The sequence below is a fragment of the Pseudoalteromonas sp. MMG033 genome, assembly GCF_057197785.1.
In genome coordinates this window covers 1,072,434-1,086,484 of record NZ_JBXVAL010000002.1, presented here as the reverse complement: position 1 = coordinate 1,086,484, position 14,051 = coordinate 1,072,434, and the positions used below count along the sequence as shown (strand labels likewise).

The window sequence follows — 14,051 nt, the reverse complement described above, 5'->3', positions numbered from 1 at the left end:
TATGCATTAACGTGATACATGTTGTTACCTTATTCTTTAAAAAATAGAGTTGTCACATTGGTAGCACTATTCGTATTATTTAGTGAGTGGCACAGCGATTTTCCTCGTTAAATTTATCAGAGTCACATTCAGTATCTATATGAAATTATAGTAATTTACTATTGTATAGGACATCATTAAACAAGGATTATAAGAATGAAAAAAACCGTTATCGCTACACTAATCGCAGGTATCTTTATTGCACCAAAGATAGGATTTGCAAGCGAACAGGGAAACACAAATATTAAACTCGAACTACTCCCACTGGTTCAAGTAAAAGGTGCGCAATACGTTTCAAGCACCATAGAAAAACAAATGCGTAAGCACAACTTACCTGGGTTAAGTGTTGCTGTGGTTAAAAATGGTCAAGTTGTTTGGGCGGAAGGTTTTGGTTTAGCGGATAAACAGACCAATCGCAATGTGACAACTGAAACTTTGTTTCAAGCTGGCTCTATCAGTAAACCGGTTGCGGCTTTGGCTGTTTTAAAATTGGTTTATGAAGGAAAAATTAAATTAGATGCGGATGTAAATCAGTATTTAAAAGGCTGGCAAGTGCCAAACAATGAATTTACCAAGTCAGCTAAAGTGACAGTGCGTCAGCTTTTAACACACAGCGCAGGTTTAACTCAGCATGGCTTTCCGGGATATCAACGCGGCAGCAAAGTGCCCTCCGATATTGGGGTGTTAAATGGGCAGGGTAACACAGGTAAAGTGATAGTCGATAAACAACCCGGTGAAGGATTTAGGTATTCCGGTGGCGGGTATACTGTATTAGATTTGCTTGTTGAAAATGTAACAGGACAGTCGTTTTCTGATTATACATCTGAGCAGATCTTGAAACCGCTTGGAATGACAAACAGCACGTTTGCACAGCCGCTGCCTAAGCACCTATGGTCTAAAGCCAGTGCGGCATTTGATGTAAACGGTAATCAGGTTGAAGGAGATTGGCACGTTTACCCTGAGCAGGCTGCTGCGGGTTTGTGGACGACGCCGAGCGATATAGCGCTGTACGTTAAAGCGATACAAAGTGCACGAGCAGGTAAAGCGGTTGGTCCCATTACACCCAAGTTGGTTAAAGACATGCTGGTTTTCCATGACAACGACTGGGGGCTTGGACCTGTATTAAAAAATTATCAGCAAGGGCTCGCGTTTGAACATGGCGGTAAAAACAAAGGCTTTACCAATGTATTTAAAGCGTATGCTGATAAAGGCGATGCATTTATTATTATGACCAATGGAGATGCAGCCCGTCCGGTGATGAGGGAGTTACAACTTGCCATCAGCGAGCATTTTGGTTGGGACTTTTCTAGGGCTAAAAAAGTGGAAAAGTATACCTTTTCGAGTGCGCAGTTAAAGCAAATGGTTGGCAAGTATATTTATGATAAAGATAGCCAGTATCTATTTGATCTGACTTTTGATGAACAATATATATTGGCATATGACCCATCCAGAGATCGTATCAACCGTTTGATAGCGACGAGTGAGAAATCATTAATTGATGTGCGCGACGGTGCAACGGTGGATATTGAACGAAATGATAAAGGCGAGATTCAGGCATTAATTTGGAGTGGGCAATATCGATTTGTAAAAAGTAGTCTTTAATATATTCCAGTTAATCTCGTTGTGTAAGGTAAATTATTTTTATCCTGCCTGTTTATTTGTTAAAGTGCTTCTATTGTTTCGCATACTAATGCAGCTTTACGAATAGGAAGTACTTTGTGTGATTATATAAAAGAGTTGCTACTTTTAGCTGGAGTAGCAACTTTAATTATTATAATAACACTCATAAATGCTGCTTTTTTAGGCGGCTCTTGTGCGACTAACTTTCCTATGTTCTCAAAAACTTCTTTGTCCTTTATTGGAGGTAGAGATGTGGTTGCTTTTTATTCTGTGATTATAGCCCTAAGTATATCGCTATTTGCTTCTCTATATTTTTCTAAATGGCAGAAGAAAAGGGTTTAGGCACAGTGCGAAGAGAAGTAGAAATATGAGTAATATGATCACGCAAAACGGAATCGATTTATTTTTATTAATTCATAATTACATACCTACGGTTTGTGCATTTTTCATTGCCAGACGTTATGCAAAAACTCAGAAGCTACTTAAGGGGTTTGGCTTGGTTGTCGTATCGCTATTACTTTTCGGTTGGTCTTTTGTCGTTTTGTCGGGGCATGGCGCAATAGGTATACCATTGCCATCTGTTATTGTTTTTTTTGTGTTTTTATCGTTCACCGTGGACGGATCGGTGTCAGTTTACCCGAGCTTATTATTTAGTCCGGGCATCGCTATTTCAGTCTATTTAACATGTTATTTTTTTTGGCACTTTGAATATGCAAATGAAGACAAGTAAGGATGACAGATAGCTGTGGTTTTTATCTTTTGCTTTTGGGTGTGGATGCTGCTTGGTAAGTGTTTATTGTTATTTTTTCTTACCAAGCAGATCGCACTTCAAAACCAAGCGACGGGCAAGTTCTTGGTTTTGCCAGTTCTGCCCGAGTAGGCGAGTAGAACTGGTAAAGGGAGTCCATTCAAGTATTGCTACGTTGTTACCACTTAAATAGCTTACATTTTTGGATGCGTTTACCACCATAATTAGACACTTGATGAGGCCCAATTTGCTTTTCGCGGATCTTATCTGCGGTATAGCTAATGATTTCAACATCTAAAGAGCCGTCACTGTGCAGTTCATACTCTGCATTGAGCTTGGTATCACCAAATTCAAACAAGCTTACAAATTTATTATCGAATAAGTATTGGTCGATGATAATGCCGTTGTTTTCGTCAATTTCGAAATGCCCTTTTGCTTCATCAACTGTGATTAAAGTGTAGTTACGAGGTCTTGCTTGCGCGCCTTCACCGTATGTGACAATCCAATCAGCACGGTTATCAACGGGGCTGCCAACTTCAAGTGACATTGGAAATGCATATAGAGCGCCTTTGCCAGGTGCAAGTAGTTCACATTGGCCTTTAAAAAAGCCTTGCCACTGAGTCGGAGCAGCTTGTGTAGTCAGAGATATTGCAGATAAGCCAACGCATAGTGCGAATACTTTTTTCATTTTATCTTCCTTATTGATGCTATTTTTGTGTGAGTCATCTTAAAAAACGATGCTTTTTTCCAGAAATAACAGGTTAGAAGAATTTTTTAATAACTCGACGCGAATATGGTTGTGCTGTGTGAACTCAGGGGGACCCTGAGTTACTAGTGATAAGCCGGTGGAAAATTAATGATCTGACTTGAAAGGCTGCTCTTTTAGCACTTCGAGCTTTTGCTCTGAGGTGATGCTATGGGTGAGCGATTCAAGTTGATAACCGAGTTGTTCATAAGAGTTATCTAGGTTTGCATTCTTCTGATAATAAGGAATACTTGCTGGTGTAGCAGGGTCATTCACTCTTAACGTAAACGCGCCAAAGTTATTGTTTTCATTAGTTTCAGGGACCTTTTGCTCAACATCTGCCATCAAAATAATACGATAAGTTCCTTTCGCTAAATTGATGTTTTTCAAAGGAAGCAATACTTCGTGTTGTGAGCCTACATCGTTTATCACCTGCACAGCACCAAAATAAACTAAGGGGTTGTTATTTAAATCGGCTAAGAATATGCCTACTTTTGGTAATACAGGAGAATTAGGACAGCCATCATTTTTAACCACAAAGTTTACTTTTAAGTTTCCACCATAACCGACAGAAACATTCGCAGGTGTCATAGAGCCTGAGTGAAATAGCCAGTCTGGTTGACCAATGGTGCCAAAAGTTGCCGAGTTATGGCTGACTGACACTGAGTTATTAAACCTTGCGACCACTTGAAAGTCTGTTGGCATACATAAGCTACTCAAATACTCTTTTGTTGTGCCGTCGAGATTAAATGGGCTCACTTTAAAAGTGTTTTGCGCATTAATTGGACGGCAGCCATTGGTGCCGCAGTTCAAATCAGGGGCTTCTCTACCGACATAATATCCGGTTGCACCGCCATCTTTTGTTAAAAAGAACTCAACTTGTCCGCCAGGGTTGAATATCTGAGAGCCGAACAAATAATAATGAATATTAAAATTTGCAGAACCTGGGTTTGGGATCACGGTATGGTTGTCAAATGCAACATTTCCAACACTGATATTTGCAAATGCAGAAGCGCTAAGTAGTGATGTAGTAAGTACAGCAAGTTTTAACTTATTAGACATGGTTTCCCTCCATTTTGAAATGTCCAAAGTTTGTACAGCTATTATCGCAAGCACTCTATGATAAAAAGTTGAGTAAAAAAAGTACCAATGGAAAGGTTTTTGATATAGCGCAAGCTAAGCGGGTGTTACTCTTTTAAATATTGTTCCTATATATTTAAGCTTTTTTGTGGTTAGTAGCTACTAATAAAATGATTGGTAAATTAGCTTTGTTTATAAGCGAGTAAAAGTGCATATAAATTTATTTATAATTAAATGTGTATTTTAGCAGGATGATGGTTTTTGTTTACGCCTGTTCAGTATTCGTTTGTTTCTTTGGTGAGTGTTGCTAAGTCTCTTTTCTTTGCGAATACCTCGTGCTTTTCCAGTTGTCGTAATGCTTGACTTGAAATTGGACTAGATGCAGATAAGTAGTTTTTTTTCATTGAGGGCATGACTTTGTCAAAAATGAGCTGGACTCTCGGAATATGAAAATCTGAACTGATTATGTCGACTTGCGGCGCGTTGAGCTGTTTAAGTATCGGATAGGTGAGCGTTGCATCTTCAATTGTGAAGCGACTTAAAGCGCTTGGCAAAAAGTGCGCTGCTTTAATTCCATTATTGATTAAATATTGTTGATTTATATGTGCGTGCGCAATTGCAGTTTGGTTGAAGTTTGCGCCAAAACCACCCGTACAAATTAATCTTGAATTTTGCTGTGATTTAAATAGCTCAAGGGCAAGCTCACATCTTGCAATTGAAAGCGCTGATAGGTGCCCTTGATTATCATTTTTATGTCCTAAAACAATGATTGCTTTGTCCATTTTTGACCTGTAAAAAGCTAGGTTTAGCTCATTATAGAAGACCAGCATTGCAAGGATTAAATGCTTAGCTTATTTTTTGAGCTGCTGTCCAAACCAATGACTGATAGCGTTGTTTAAGTTCTTATCATGCTCTAATAATGGGTAGCCGTGCAACTTGCCCTTATAAGTGAGCAGTTTGCTATTGGCGTGTTTTGCTTCTTTGAATAGGATGTTTGCGCTGGTGTAAGTCCTACCATCGTCGTCTGCTGCGATGATCAAGGTTGGTTTGCCAGATAAGTTTGCTACATATTTCTGAATATTGTCATAGGTTTGGGCAGATGAAAAAAAGCCAATAGCATCAATGTTGGTGTTATTTGCAAGGGTGATGGCCTGTGTACCGCCGCAGCTTGCGCCGATAACGCCAATCTGCCCGGTGTTTGATACTTTACGTCTTAAATATTCATAGGCTAGTTGTACGTCTTGTGGCCAATACTTTACCATATCTCTCCATGCATCAGTGCGTGACTGGCCAGAGAGCTTTCTTATGCTGCTTACATCAAATTGATTATTTTTACTGTCGCCATAACCTCTGAAATCGATACTTAAAGCATGGATCCCTTGTTGGGATAATTGGTTTCCAATGTCGTTGTACATGGAGCGATTAAAGTTACATTGGTGGAGCATAAGCAGGGCTCTATTGCTGTCTTCTTTACCACTAAAATAGCTCCCATGGATGGTGAAACCATCGTTAGAAGTCAATGTAATATCGGTACTTGCGGCGCTTTTAAATGCAAAGCAAAGCGCAATAAGTGCTATTGTCTGTTTCATCATTTCTCCTTAAATCTTAGGTTGGCTAAAATATCGTCAATTTATTAAGGCGCCAATATAATTGCGGTGAATAGACAGCTGCACTCGATATCTACACTATGTAAAATATCAAAAATCGTATAAATGTGTGCGTGTTTTTTAACTTCCCTCTACATCATCACCCCAGATAAAAACACTTTTTTGGATACATGTTTCATATGCTGTATGCGTTATTAATTACCCTTAAGGATAAAATGTGAAACGATTAACGCTGAGTATTATAACCACGGCCATCCTGCTGTCAGGATGCGATAAAGATAATGATGTGGTTGTCATTGCACCAGAAAAGCCCGCGATGATTGAAAGCTTTAACGGGCTATGGGAAATCAAAGGATCGGGTGAGATCTGGGATTTATCATCAAATGGTCTGGTGACATACAACTTTAATAGTAATACATGTATTAAAGCAGATGAAGAAAATGCCCAATTTACCAAGCCACTTGCTGAGTACTTATCACTGAATAACGAAAAAGATCAATTGACCTTTAACAGCCCAGCTTCCTCCAAGGTCGAGCTTGTCAAACTCGACGCGCTGCCTTCACAGTGCAGTGCGGATAACCTGACAACGGATATGACACTGCCAGAAATTTTTGATTATGTATGGCTGTCGCTCGATGAGTATTACGGCTTTTTTGAATTACGGGATATTAATTGGCAAGCGGTTTACGATACTTATAAGCCAAAGGTAACAGCATCGACTTCCCATGCTGATTTTATGACAATAATGGATGAAATTTTTACCGAGTTTGGTGATGGGCACTTGAGCCTCGAAGGGCCTCAAGGAGAGCAAGCTGATGGCAGTAAAATGGATAGCTGGATCAAAGAGGGGCTATTAAATGGTGATGGTGATATCAATGATAATTTGGCACAGTTACAAGCCAAAGAGCTGAGCGTCTTAAAGCACTTAATGTCGGACGGTCAGTTACATAGCTTTGAAGGTACGGATGCTATTCGCTTTGGCCATATTTCCCCTGAGCTTGGCTATATCCGTATTGATAGAGTCTCAGGGATGATTTTGGATAATGTAGCTGACAATATCTTATCTCGGGTGGAGCAAGACTTAGACAATACGGATTTGATCATGACACACACGCTTGAGCAATTGCGTGATGCGGATTCAATTATCATCGATTTAAGATATAACCCAGGCGGTTTTGATAAGGTATCGCAAAAAATAGCTGGCTACTTCACTGATTCAGACTACACGTTTGGTACTAAACAGATCAGCAATGAAGCGTTTAAAGGGGAAGCGATCGATCTGGATGTGACCTCAAATACTGAGTTGAACTTCACCAAGCAAATTTATGTGTTGATCGGTGAGCATACCGGCAGTGGTGGCGAAGTACTTGCGATGGCATTGCAGTCCTTGCCGCACAGTCAATTAATTGGTGAAGCGACCAATGGCAGTGTTTCTGACACGTTAACGCATCAATTACCAAATGGATGGGAGCTGACGTTAAGCCATGAGGTATATAAAAATCATGCGGGTGAAGTAGTTGAAGGTGTAGGCATTGCGCCGGATGTTGAAACTTATGCTTATGCAACTGTTGACCACAAATATATGACAGACACTCCCATTGAGTATGTAATGCAGCAGCACAATGTCGTAAGCTCACATGCCAAATCGGCCGATAAACTGCAGCAAGCCGTTCGTGATGTCGTCACTAAAACCAGTTTGCCAAGTATTTCGGTGGCCGTTATCAAAAACGATAAAGTTGTTTTTGAGCATGCTGAAGGTTTTGCTAATTTGGAGCAGAACATACCTGCAACGGTGAATACGCCCTATAACGTTGCGTCCATCAGCAAAGCGGTGACTGGGGTGGCTATTATGCAATTAGTCGAAGAGGGGGCATTGAGCTTAGATGATAAATTGACAGAGATGAATCTGTCGTTTGATCCCAATAACCCGCAAAGTCCGTCATCTACCATGACGCTACGTCATTTGGTGACCCATACATCAGGTATAAAAGACAGCGATAGGATTTTCTGTACTTACTATAAGTATGAAGACCAACTTCCATTAGCAACTATGTTTGGACTATCGTTTTGCGAGGAGGAGATTCCGGTAACGGCGAGTTTAGAGCAGTTGTTAGCGCAAGACTATTTCTCAGAGCAAGGCCGCTATGTAGGCAGTGGTGTATACCTTGATGGTGAGTACGGGCAAGCTGGTGAAGTCATGTCATACTCTAATATGGGGACTGCGCTTGCTGCCCATGCCGTGGAGAAAAAAGCAGCGTTGAATTTAGCTGAGTATATGAGTGAGTCTATTTTTGAGCCTCTGGGCATGAACAACACTCAGTGGGATCACACTAGGTTATCAGCGGATAACCCAAAAGCATTGCAATACAACATAGATGAAGCTGGAACTGCGCACGCTCTGCCTGAGTATGGCTACGCCACTTTATATGATGGTGAACTAAATATTAGTAGTCATGATTTAAGTAAATTGTTGGCTGCTATAGCAAATCAAGGCAGTTATCAAGGTACTCAGATTTTAAATGCTGAGAGTGTAAAACAGTTAATCGGTGCGCAAAGCGATGTGTTTAACATACCTTATCAACAGGGCGTTTTTTGGTATTGGGACGGGGCGTTCTTTGGCCACAATGGCGGTGATCCGGGCACGAATGCGTTAATGATTTATAACGCGCTGACAAAAACAGGCGTCATCATGCTGACAAATGGTGAGGACTTTATACGCGGCAAAGAAATTATCCAACCTTATTTGGATAACCTCGCGGCTGATCTGTATAGATTTGGTGTGCAGCATAAATAACAAATAAGCAAAATCACTCAAAAAGATGTGTGGCATGTTTTGATGTGCCATACATTCATCGTTTTTACCAGCGACTTTTAATTTATTCTCAACTCCCTACTTTTTAAAATATATCCAATTTTTTCAACAGACTAAATCTATCGAAACTCTATTTTTGTATTTAATAGATAAGTTTTAAGACGAGATAAATACTGTTGGCGCATAGTGGCTTCGAACTTTTTCTAAGGAGTAATTATGAGATCACATCCGTTCGTTTTTAGTGCTGCTACGCTGGTGTCGCTAGCCACAATACTGCCTGTACAAAGTAAGCAAACGACTTATATCGAACCGCCCATGGTGAGTATTCCCACAGGTACTTTTACCATGGGTAGTACAGAGGGAAGAGAGGATGAGTTACCTATCCGCAAAGTCACAATACCTGCATTCCAAATGGGGAAATATGAAGTGACTGTAGCCGAATATCGAAAATTTATAGAGGCGACTGGTTATGAATCTACCAAAGGCTGTGTCCACCGTATTGGCCGTCAGTGGTTTGGCAGCGGTGAACGCGATGGGACATGGGACGATAATATTTATGTACTCAGTGAATTTCACCCTGTGGTCTGTGTGTCTCGTACTGATGCAATTAACTATGCAAAGTGGTTATCAAAGGTGTCAGGGGAGCAATATCGATTACCGACAGAAGCCGAGTGGGAATATGCAGTAAGAGCAGGCACCAAGTCAAAGTACTTTTTTGGTGATGAAACCCGATCTCCGGATGCGTGCCAATATGCAAATATTGCTGACATACACGCTTACTCCTTGTCTGGAAAGTTGTATGACGCGCCCTATGCTCAAGACGCGACCAATGCGTGTAATGACAATGAAGTGATGATCTCAACGGTTGGCCTGTATAAACCCAATGGGTTTGGTTTACATGATATGGAAGGCAATGTGGTCGAGCGATTAGCTGATTGTTATCAAGACAGCTATGAGGGGGCGCCTGTTGATGGTAGTGCGGTAACTAAAAAAGACTGTGAGGTTTTTGTCGCTCGTGGCGGCAGTTGGCACTGGCCTGCATTTGGATCGAGCCGACGTATGATGATGTATGAGGACTTTTTCGCGGCGCTGGAAGGCTTCCGATTAGTAAAAGATACGAAGGGAAAAGCGTTAGAGGCAACCGAAGGTACCCCTTGGTTTGTCAAGCAATTAAATAAAGCGCAAAAAAATGCCAGAAATAAACACAAGAAAGAAAACCCACATTATCCAAAACAGGTGAATGATGTGAAGCTGAGTCGCCTTAGCAAAGATAAAGTGAAAATTGCTTGGCAAGCTGAGCAAAAATCTGGTGTAACAGGGTACGAGGTATTGAGGCAAGACCCGCTAACCAACCAGACTGTCACATTGGTAAAACTGAGCCATAAGCAGACAAGCTTTATTGATGATGCAGCGCTTTCGCACAATGGTAGGTACTCTGTTGTCGCATTAAATGGCAACGCGAAGAGCTTACCAAGTCCTTTTTTTGACAGCGCTTCTAAGCAGCCTCATGTTATTCCCTCGCGCATTGAAGGGGAAGCATTTAACTTTGCGCCAGGGGCAACGGTTGTGAACTCTAGCTTTGAGCCAGAAGGCGATAAAATCATCGGCTCTATTGGCACAAGTAAGGCAAGTTACATCCTCGAGGCACAAACAGCAGGGGACTATTTGATGACAATTCGCTTGTTTCACTCTGGACCGACACAAAATTATACCTTGATGCTCAATGGGGATCCGATCACAACCTCTGTGCTATCAGGCGAGCGTGGCTGGCGTACTATCAAAGATATCAAAGTAAAATTTGAACAAGGGCGACATACTCTAACTATCCAAGGAGAGACGGCCATCTTCGCAGTGAATTGGTTCGATATCGCGATGCGTTAGGCGGCTAAATTCTATTTTTATCTTGTTCATAGGGGTTATTGATAACCCCTAATTTTATGAGTTTATCTCGCCGCGCTTGTTGCCACCTTGGTGAGGCGGTATCTCTAATATAGTGGCGATAAATCAGAGAATCTGTATCCTCATTAAGTTGGGCGTTTAGCTCTAATAACTTAACCGCCATTGCTAGTCCAACCCAGTCTATGTGTTGCATTCTTGCGATATTAAAGCTTGATTGAGCGTGCTGCTTGGCAACATCAATTTGTCCCATTTGGTGATAAATCTGTGCGAATAACATGTCCCTTCTGGCGGGCTCATCAATATTTTCAGCTAGTTTTATCGCCAAATCCGAATCGTTTTGTTCAAGGTAGAGGTTAGCTAGCTGTTCACTGACGGAGAAGTAAACCCAGTAGTTTTCAGGTGTGATGGGCTGCTCTAATACTTTTAAGTAATAATGTTGCTTTTGCTCTAGCTCTTTTGCAAATAGTGCGAAGTGATAGAATATGAGCATGTAATGACTACCATCAAGCTGGTGGTCGGCTAACAAGGTTTTTGCTTGATAAAGATAGTCGTACTGTTCTTTTTCTAATTTGAGTTTAAACGCTTTGATTGATAAAAGTGTGTAGGCCCTGATCTCTTGTACTGGGCGATTGGCTAGTCGAGCTTGACTAGCTGATTTATACAAGTGCTTTTGTATCAATGTAAAGTCTTGCTCGTGTGCAACCACATCAGACAATGATTTACTGATCTCACTATTTAAGGCGTTAAAATTCGCGTCATCCATTAGTGCACTGGCGCGTTCCAAGTGCTGTTTAGATTGAGCATATTGATTTAACGCCATCAGTAATTGGCCTTTAAGCCATTGGCTATATGCTTTGTACAGCGGATGATTTTGTTGTTCGCTGAGACTTATCATTTGCTCAATATGCGCGCTAGCGACGTTGTGGTTGTACTCATCTAGCAAGCGTTCGACTAAATGTTTCAGTATATCTAAATTATCAGGTGATTGGCTGTAAAGCTTTTCAAGCTCTGTTGTCGTAAAAGTATCAGAATGAACTTGAAAATAATCTGATTGAAGTAACCCATCAATCTTAGATTGCAGCTGATCTTTAAGTTCGTTGACGCTGGGGGCGTAAATATAGCCTTGCCAGTGTCTGAGGTGGCTTTGTAAACGATACTCAAGTAAGTACATAGGTGTGTTAGACACTTCTTTTGAGTAGATAAATCCGCTCAATAAAAGCTTATTTGATGTTGTTCCCAACAGCTTTTGGTGCTCTATATAGGGAGAGTTGAATAGGGCTTGTGCCGAACTGTGTTGGTCGATGAGTGCTGCGTAGCTGGCAGATAAGGTGTCATTGAGTTGATTGGTTTGGGAACTTAAATGCCCTTCAAATCTAGGCGAAAAAGGAACTAATAAGATGCGTTGATGTGTACTTGTTTGAACATCTAGGTTGTTATCTTGATGTGGCCATAGCCAATAGCTGCTAACAAGGCCGATAACGAATAAAGTGGCGAATACACACGAGAGGATAAACCTTTGCGAGTAGTTGTGTGTAGTTGACTGCGATGTAACCTCGACATTTCCGGCTTTAGCCTGCGAGGTTATTTCTAGCTGCCATTGATAGCCACGCTTTGGAAACGTTTTTATGGCGGCATCAGAAATCATCGCCCTAAGCTGACTGATATTTTGAAATACGACCTGCTCAGAAACGACTCGACCTTGCCAAACATGATCCAATATATCTTCTTTACTGAGTACCTCTTGACGCGATTCGATTAACAACGCAAGCAACCTACTTTGAGTGGGGGTTAAGGGGATCTCATGACTATTTTTGAATAGGCGCTTTTGCGTTGGATCGAATTCGAAGTCTAGAAAATACTGCATGATTGGTGGTCGTCACTCCATTGTTATGGCTGCAATAGTAGCCTAGTCGATGAGGTTTGTGAATGATTTAGGCTAGAAGTAAGTTTTTGATTACGCATGTAACAAGAAAAAGCCAAGCTACACTTAGTTAAAGTTGGGCACTGAGACAGTGCTTGAAATATTGTAATTAGGTGATGGCAGATATTTATGAAATGGCTAAAGGATATTGATGAATCTTTTGATGTACTCCTGACTGATTGCTATCAGCAAAGAGAAATGGAAATGGAGTACCACATTAATCAGATCCGATTTGTTGGGTTAATGTCACTCTTTTTATTAGAGCTTTTGATAGGTTTGCTAAATAGAGGCATAGATTGGACGTTAATAGTCGTCGATCTGGGCACTATGGCACTGACTGCGGTTTGGTGTTTTTGTGTCGCTCGGTGGGCAAAAAGTGAAGGCTACAAACCGTGGTTAAAGTACATTTCTATCTTATTTGATTATCTTATTATTTTGCTGATCACCCTTGAGATGGAGTTTCTATCGGAGATTGGCCACTTTTTACATGATATGCATAATACGGAGTTTGAATTGATGCTGATAAGCGCACTTATCTTGTTCAATGTGATGAGTGCATTCCGTCAAGGTAAGTTAATAATTTACTATTCCACCTTATGTTGCTTGGCAACGGGTACGATAATCTTAGAGCACAGTGATACAGCCAGAGCGATTGAGATGCATGAGCAGATAATTATTCTATTTTCGGGCTTGCTGGCATGGTCTATTTCTAATTATATAACAAATACTTACACTAGGCTTAGACACAGGGAAAGGCTACTTCGTTATTTACCAAAAAAATTGGTGAGTGCAGTTGAAACTGGCAAAGTTGATATAGAACCTGGTGGAGAGCGGCGCAATGTGACGGTATTAATGGCTGATATTCGGCGTTTTACCAGCATGTGCGAAACACATGAACCTGAGGTGATCACAGGTCTATTGAATCGATATTTTTCAGCGATGAGTGCAATTGTGTTTAAGTATGATGGCATGATAGATAAGTTTATTGGTGATGCTATTATGGCGGTGTTTGGTACACCTCAAGGTGAAGGAAATAGTGCCAGTAATGCAATTTGTGCCGCCAAAGAAATGTTAGATGTACTGGAAACTCTCAATAAAGAGTTTATCAAAGAGGGGCTACCTAGTTTAGAAATAGGGATAGGAGTACACAGTGGAGATGCTATTGCAGGCAACGTTGGCAGCGTGAGTTGTATGGATTACACCGTGATTGGAGACACCGTTAACGTTGCCGCCAGAATAGAAAGCAAAACGAAAGAATTAAAGAAGGCTTTACTCATCAGTAAGGTCAGTGTGGAGCAGTCTCAGCAACAAGATTTACAAAAAGCAGCGGAAGTGAGTCTTAAAGGGCGGGCCGAACCTATAGAAGTATTTTTTGACCCTCAGATATAAATGTGTATTTTTTGTTTTTAAAATGAAAAAATTTTGGTTTTAAATTGCTGGATTTTATTTTAGTATGGGTACAACTCAAAAATAAGCTTGTCCTATTTATTTTGCTCTTTGAGCGGGTGCTACACTATCTCGTGCTTTGAAGCGCATGGAAGGGGTCATAGGTCAGACATTGGGCAATAAATTCAGGGCGA

At 40.9% G+C, this 14,051-nt stretch carries 10 protein-coding genes; 5 read left to right on the top strand and 5 right to left on the bottom strand.

Annotated features, from left to right (window positions below; all coding sequences use genetic code 11):
- The first annotated feature begins 195 nt into the window (after positions 1-195).
- A complete protein-coding gene (locus tag AC2CZC_RS25725) occupies positions 196-1,641 on the top strand; it encodes a serine hydrolase domain-containing protein (RefSeq protein ID WP_484585193.1) in 1,446 nt (481 codons plus the stop codon).
- A gap of 385 nt (positions 1,642-2,026) precedes the next feature.
- On the top strand, positions 2,027-2,389 hold the full coding sequence (locus AC2CZC_RS25720) for a hypothetical protein (RefSeq protein ID WP_484585192.1): 363 nt from the start codon (positions 2,027-2,029) through the stop codon (positions 2,387-2,389).
- Between the two features lie 196 nt (positions 2,390-2,585).
- On the opposite strand, the gene AC2CZC_RS25715 is transcribed toward AC2CZC_RS25720, so the two are convergent.
- The 4 genes from AC2CZC_RS25715 to AC2CZC_RS25700 form a co-directional block, all read right to left on the bottom strand.
- Complete coding sequence (locus AC2CZC_RS25715; protein WP_484585191.1) at positions 2,586-3,095, bottom strand: hypothetical protein; 510 nt, start codon at positions 3,093-3,095, stop codon at positions 2,586-2,588.
- 165 nt (positions 3,096-3,260) lie between these two features.
- Positions 3,261-4,214 carry a hypothetical protein gene (locus AC2CZC_RS25710; RefSeq protein WP_484585190.1) on the bottom strand — a complete coding sequence of 318 codons (954 nt, stop codon included), beginning with the start codon at positions 4,212-4,214 and terminating at the stop codon, positions 3,261-3,263.
- Positions 4,215-4,507: 293 nt separating this feature from the next.
- Positions 4,508-5,014 (bottom strand): YdcF family protein, encoded by a 507-nt coding sequence (locus AC2CZC_RS25705; protein WP_484585189.1) that lies wholly within the window; start codon positions 5,012-5,014, stop codon positions 4,508-4,510.
- Positions 5,015-5,083: 69 nt separating this feature from the next.
- Positions 5,084-5,824 (bottom strand): alpha/beta hydrolase, encoded by a 741-nt coding sequence (locus tag AC2CZC_RS25700; protein ID WP_484585188.1) that lies wholly within the window; start codon positions 5,822-5,824, stop codon positions 5,084-5,086.
- A gap of 232 nt (positions 5,825-6,056) precedes the next feature.
- Here AC2CZC_RS25700 and AC2CZC_RS25695 point away from each other — a divergent pair, with 232 nt between their 5' ends.
- Positions 6,057-8,633: a serine hydrolase gene (locus AC2CZC_RS25695; protein WP_484585187.1), complete on the top strand. Its 2,577-nt coding sequence runs from the start codon at positions 6,057-6,059 to the stop codon at positions 8,631-8,633.
- A 234-nt stretch (positions 8,634-8,867) separates the two neighbouring features.
- Positions 8,868-10,532, top strand: coding sequence for an SUMF1/EgtB/PvdO family nonheme iron enzyme (locus tag AC2CZC_RS25690; RefSeq protein ID WP_484585186.1), 1,665 nt, complete (start codon positions 8,868-8,870; stop codon positions 10,530-10,532).
- A gap of 4 nt (positions 10,533-10,536) precedes the next feature.
- Here AC2CZC_RS25690 and AC2CZC_RS25685 read toward each other — a convergent pair whose 3' ends face one another.
- Positions 10,537-12,414, bottom strand: coding sequence for a winged helix-turn-helix domain-containing protein (locus AC2CZC_RS25685; RefSeq protein WP_484585185.1), 1,878 nt, complete (start codon positions 12,412-12,414; stop codon positions 10,537-10,539).
- A 186-nt stretch (positions 12,415-12,600) separates the two neighbouring features.
- On the opposite strand from AC2CZC_RS25685, the gene AC2CZC_RS25680 reads away from it, so the two are divergent.
- Positions 12,601-13,860 (top strand): adenylate/guanylate cyclase domain-containing protein, encoded by a 1,260-nt coding sequence (locus tag AC2CZC_RS25680; RefSeq protein ID WP_484585184.1) that lies wholly within the window; start codon positions 12,601-12,603, stop codon positions 13,858-13,860.
- Positions 13,861-14,051 lie beyond the last annotated feature (191 nt).

Bases quoted from the DNA above. Each gene is read 5' to 3' on its own strand.
- AC2CZC_RS25725 (WP_484585193.1), top strand. From the start codon at position 196: ATGAAAAAAACCGTTATCGCTACACTAATCGCAGGTATCTTTATTGCA.
- AC2CZC_RS25720 (WP_484585192.1), top strand. From the start codon at position 2,027: ATGAGTAATATGATCACGCAAAACGGAATCGATTTATTTTTATTAATT.
- AC2CZC_RS25715 (WP_484585191.1), bottom strand. From the start codon at position 3,095: ATGAAAAAAGTATTCGCACTATGCGTTGGCTTATCTGCAATATCTCTG.
- AC2CZC_RS25710 (WP_484585190.1), bottom strand. From the start codon at position 4,214: ATGTCTAATAAGTTAAAACTTGCTGTACTTACTACATCACTACTTAGC.
- AC2CZC_RS25705 (WP_484585189.1), bottom strand. From the start codon at position 5,014: ATGGACAAAGCAATCATTGTTTTAGGACATAAAAATGATAATCAAGGG.
- AC2CZC_RS25700 (WP_484585188.1), bottom strand. From the start codon at position 5,824: ATGATGAAACAGACAATAGCACTTATTGCGCTTTGCTTTGCATTTAAA.
- AC2CZC_RS25690 (WP_484585186.1), top strand. From the start codon at position 8,868: ATGAGATCACATCCGTTCGTTTTTAGTGCTGCTACGCTGGTGTCGCTA.
- AC2CZC_RS25685 (WP_484585185.1), bottom strand. From the start codon at position 12,414: ATGCAGTATTTTCTAGACTTCGAATTCGATCCAACGCAAAAGCGCCTA.
- AC2CZC_RS25680 (WP_484585184.1), top strand. From the start codon at position 12,601: ATGAAATGGCTAAAGGATATTGATGAATCTTTTGATGTACTCCTGACT.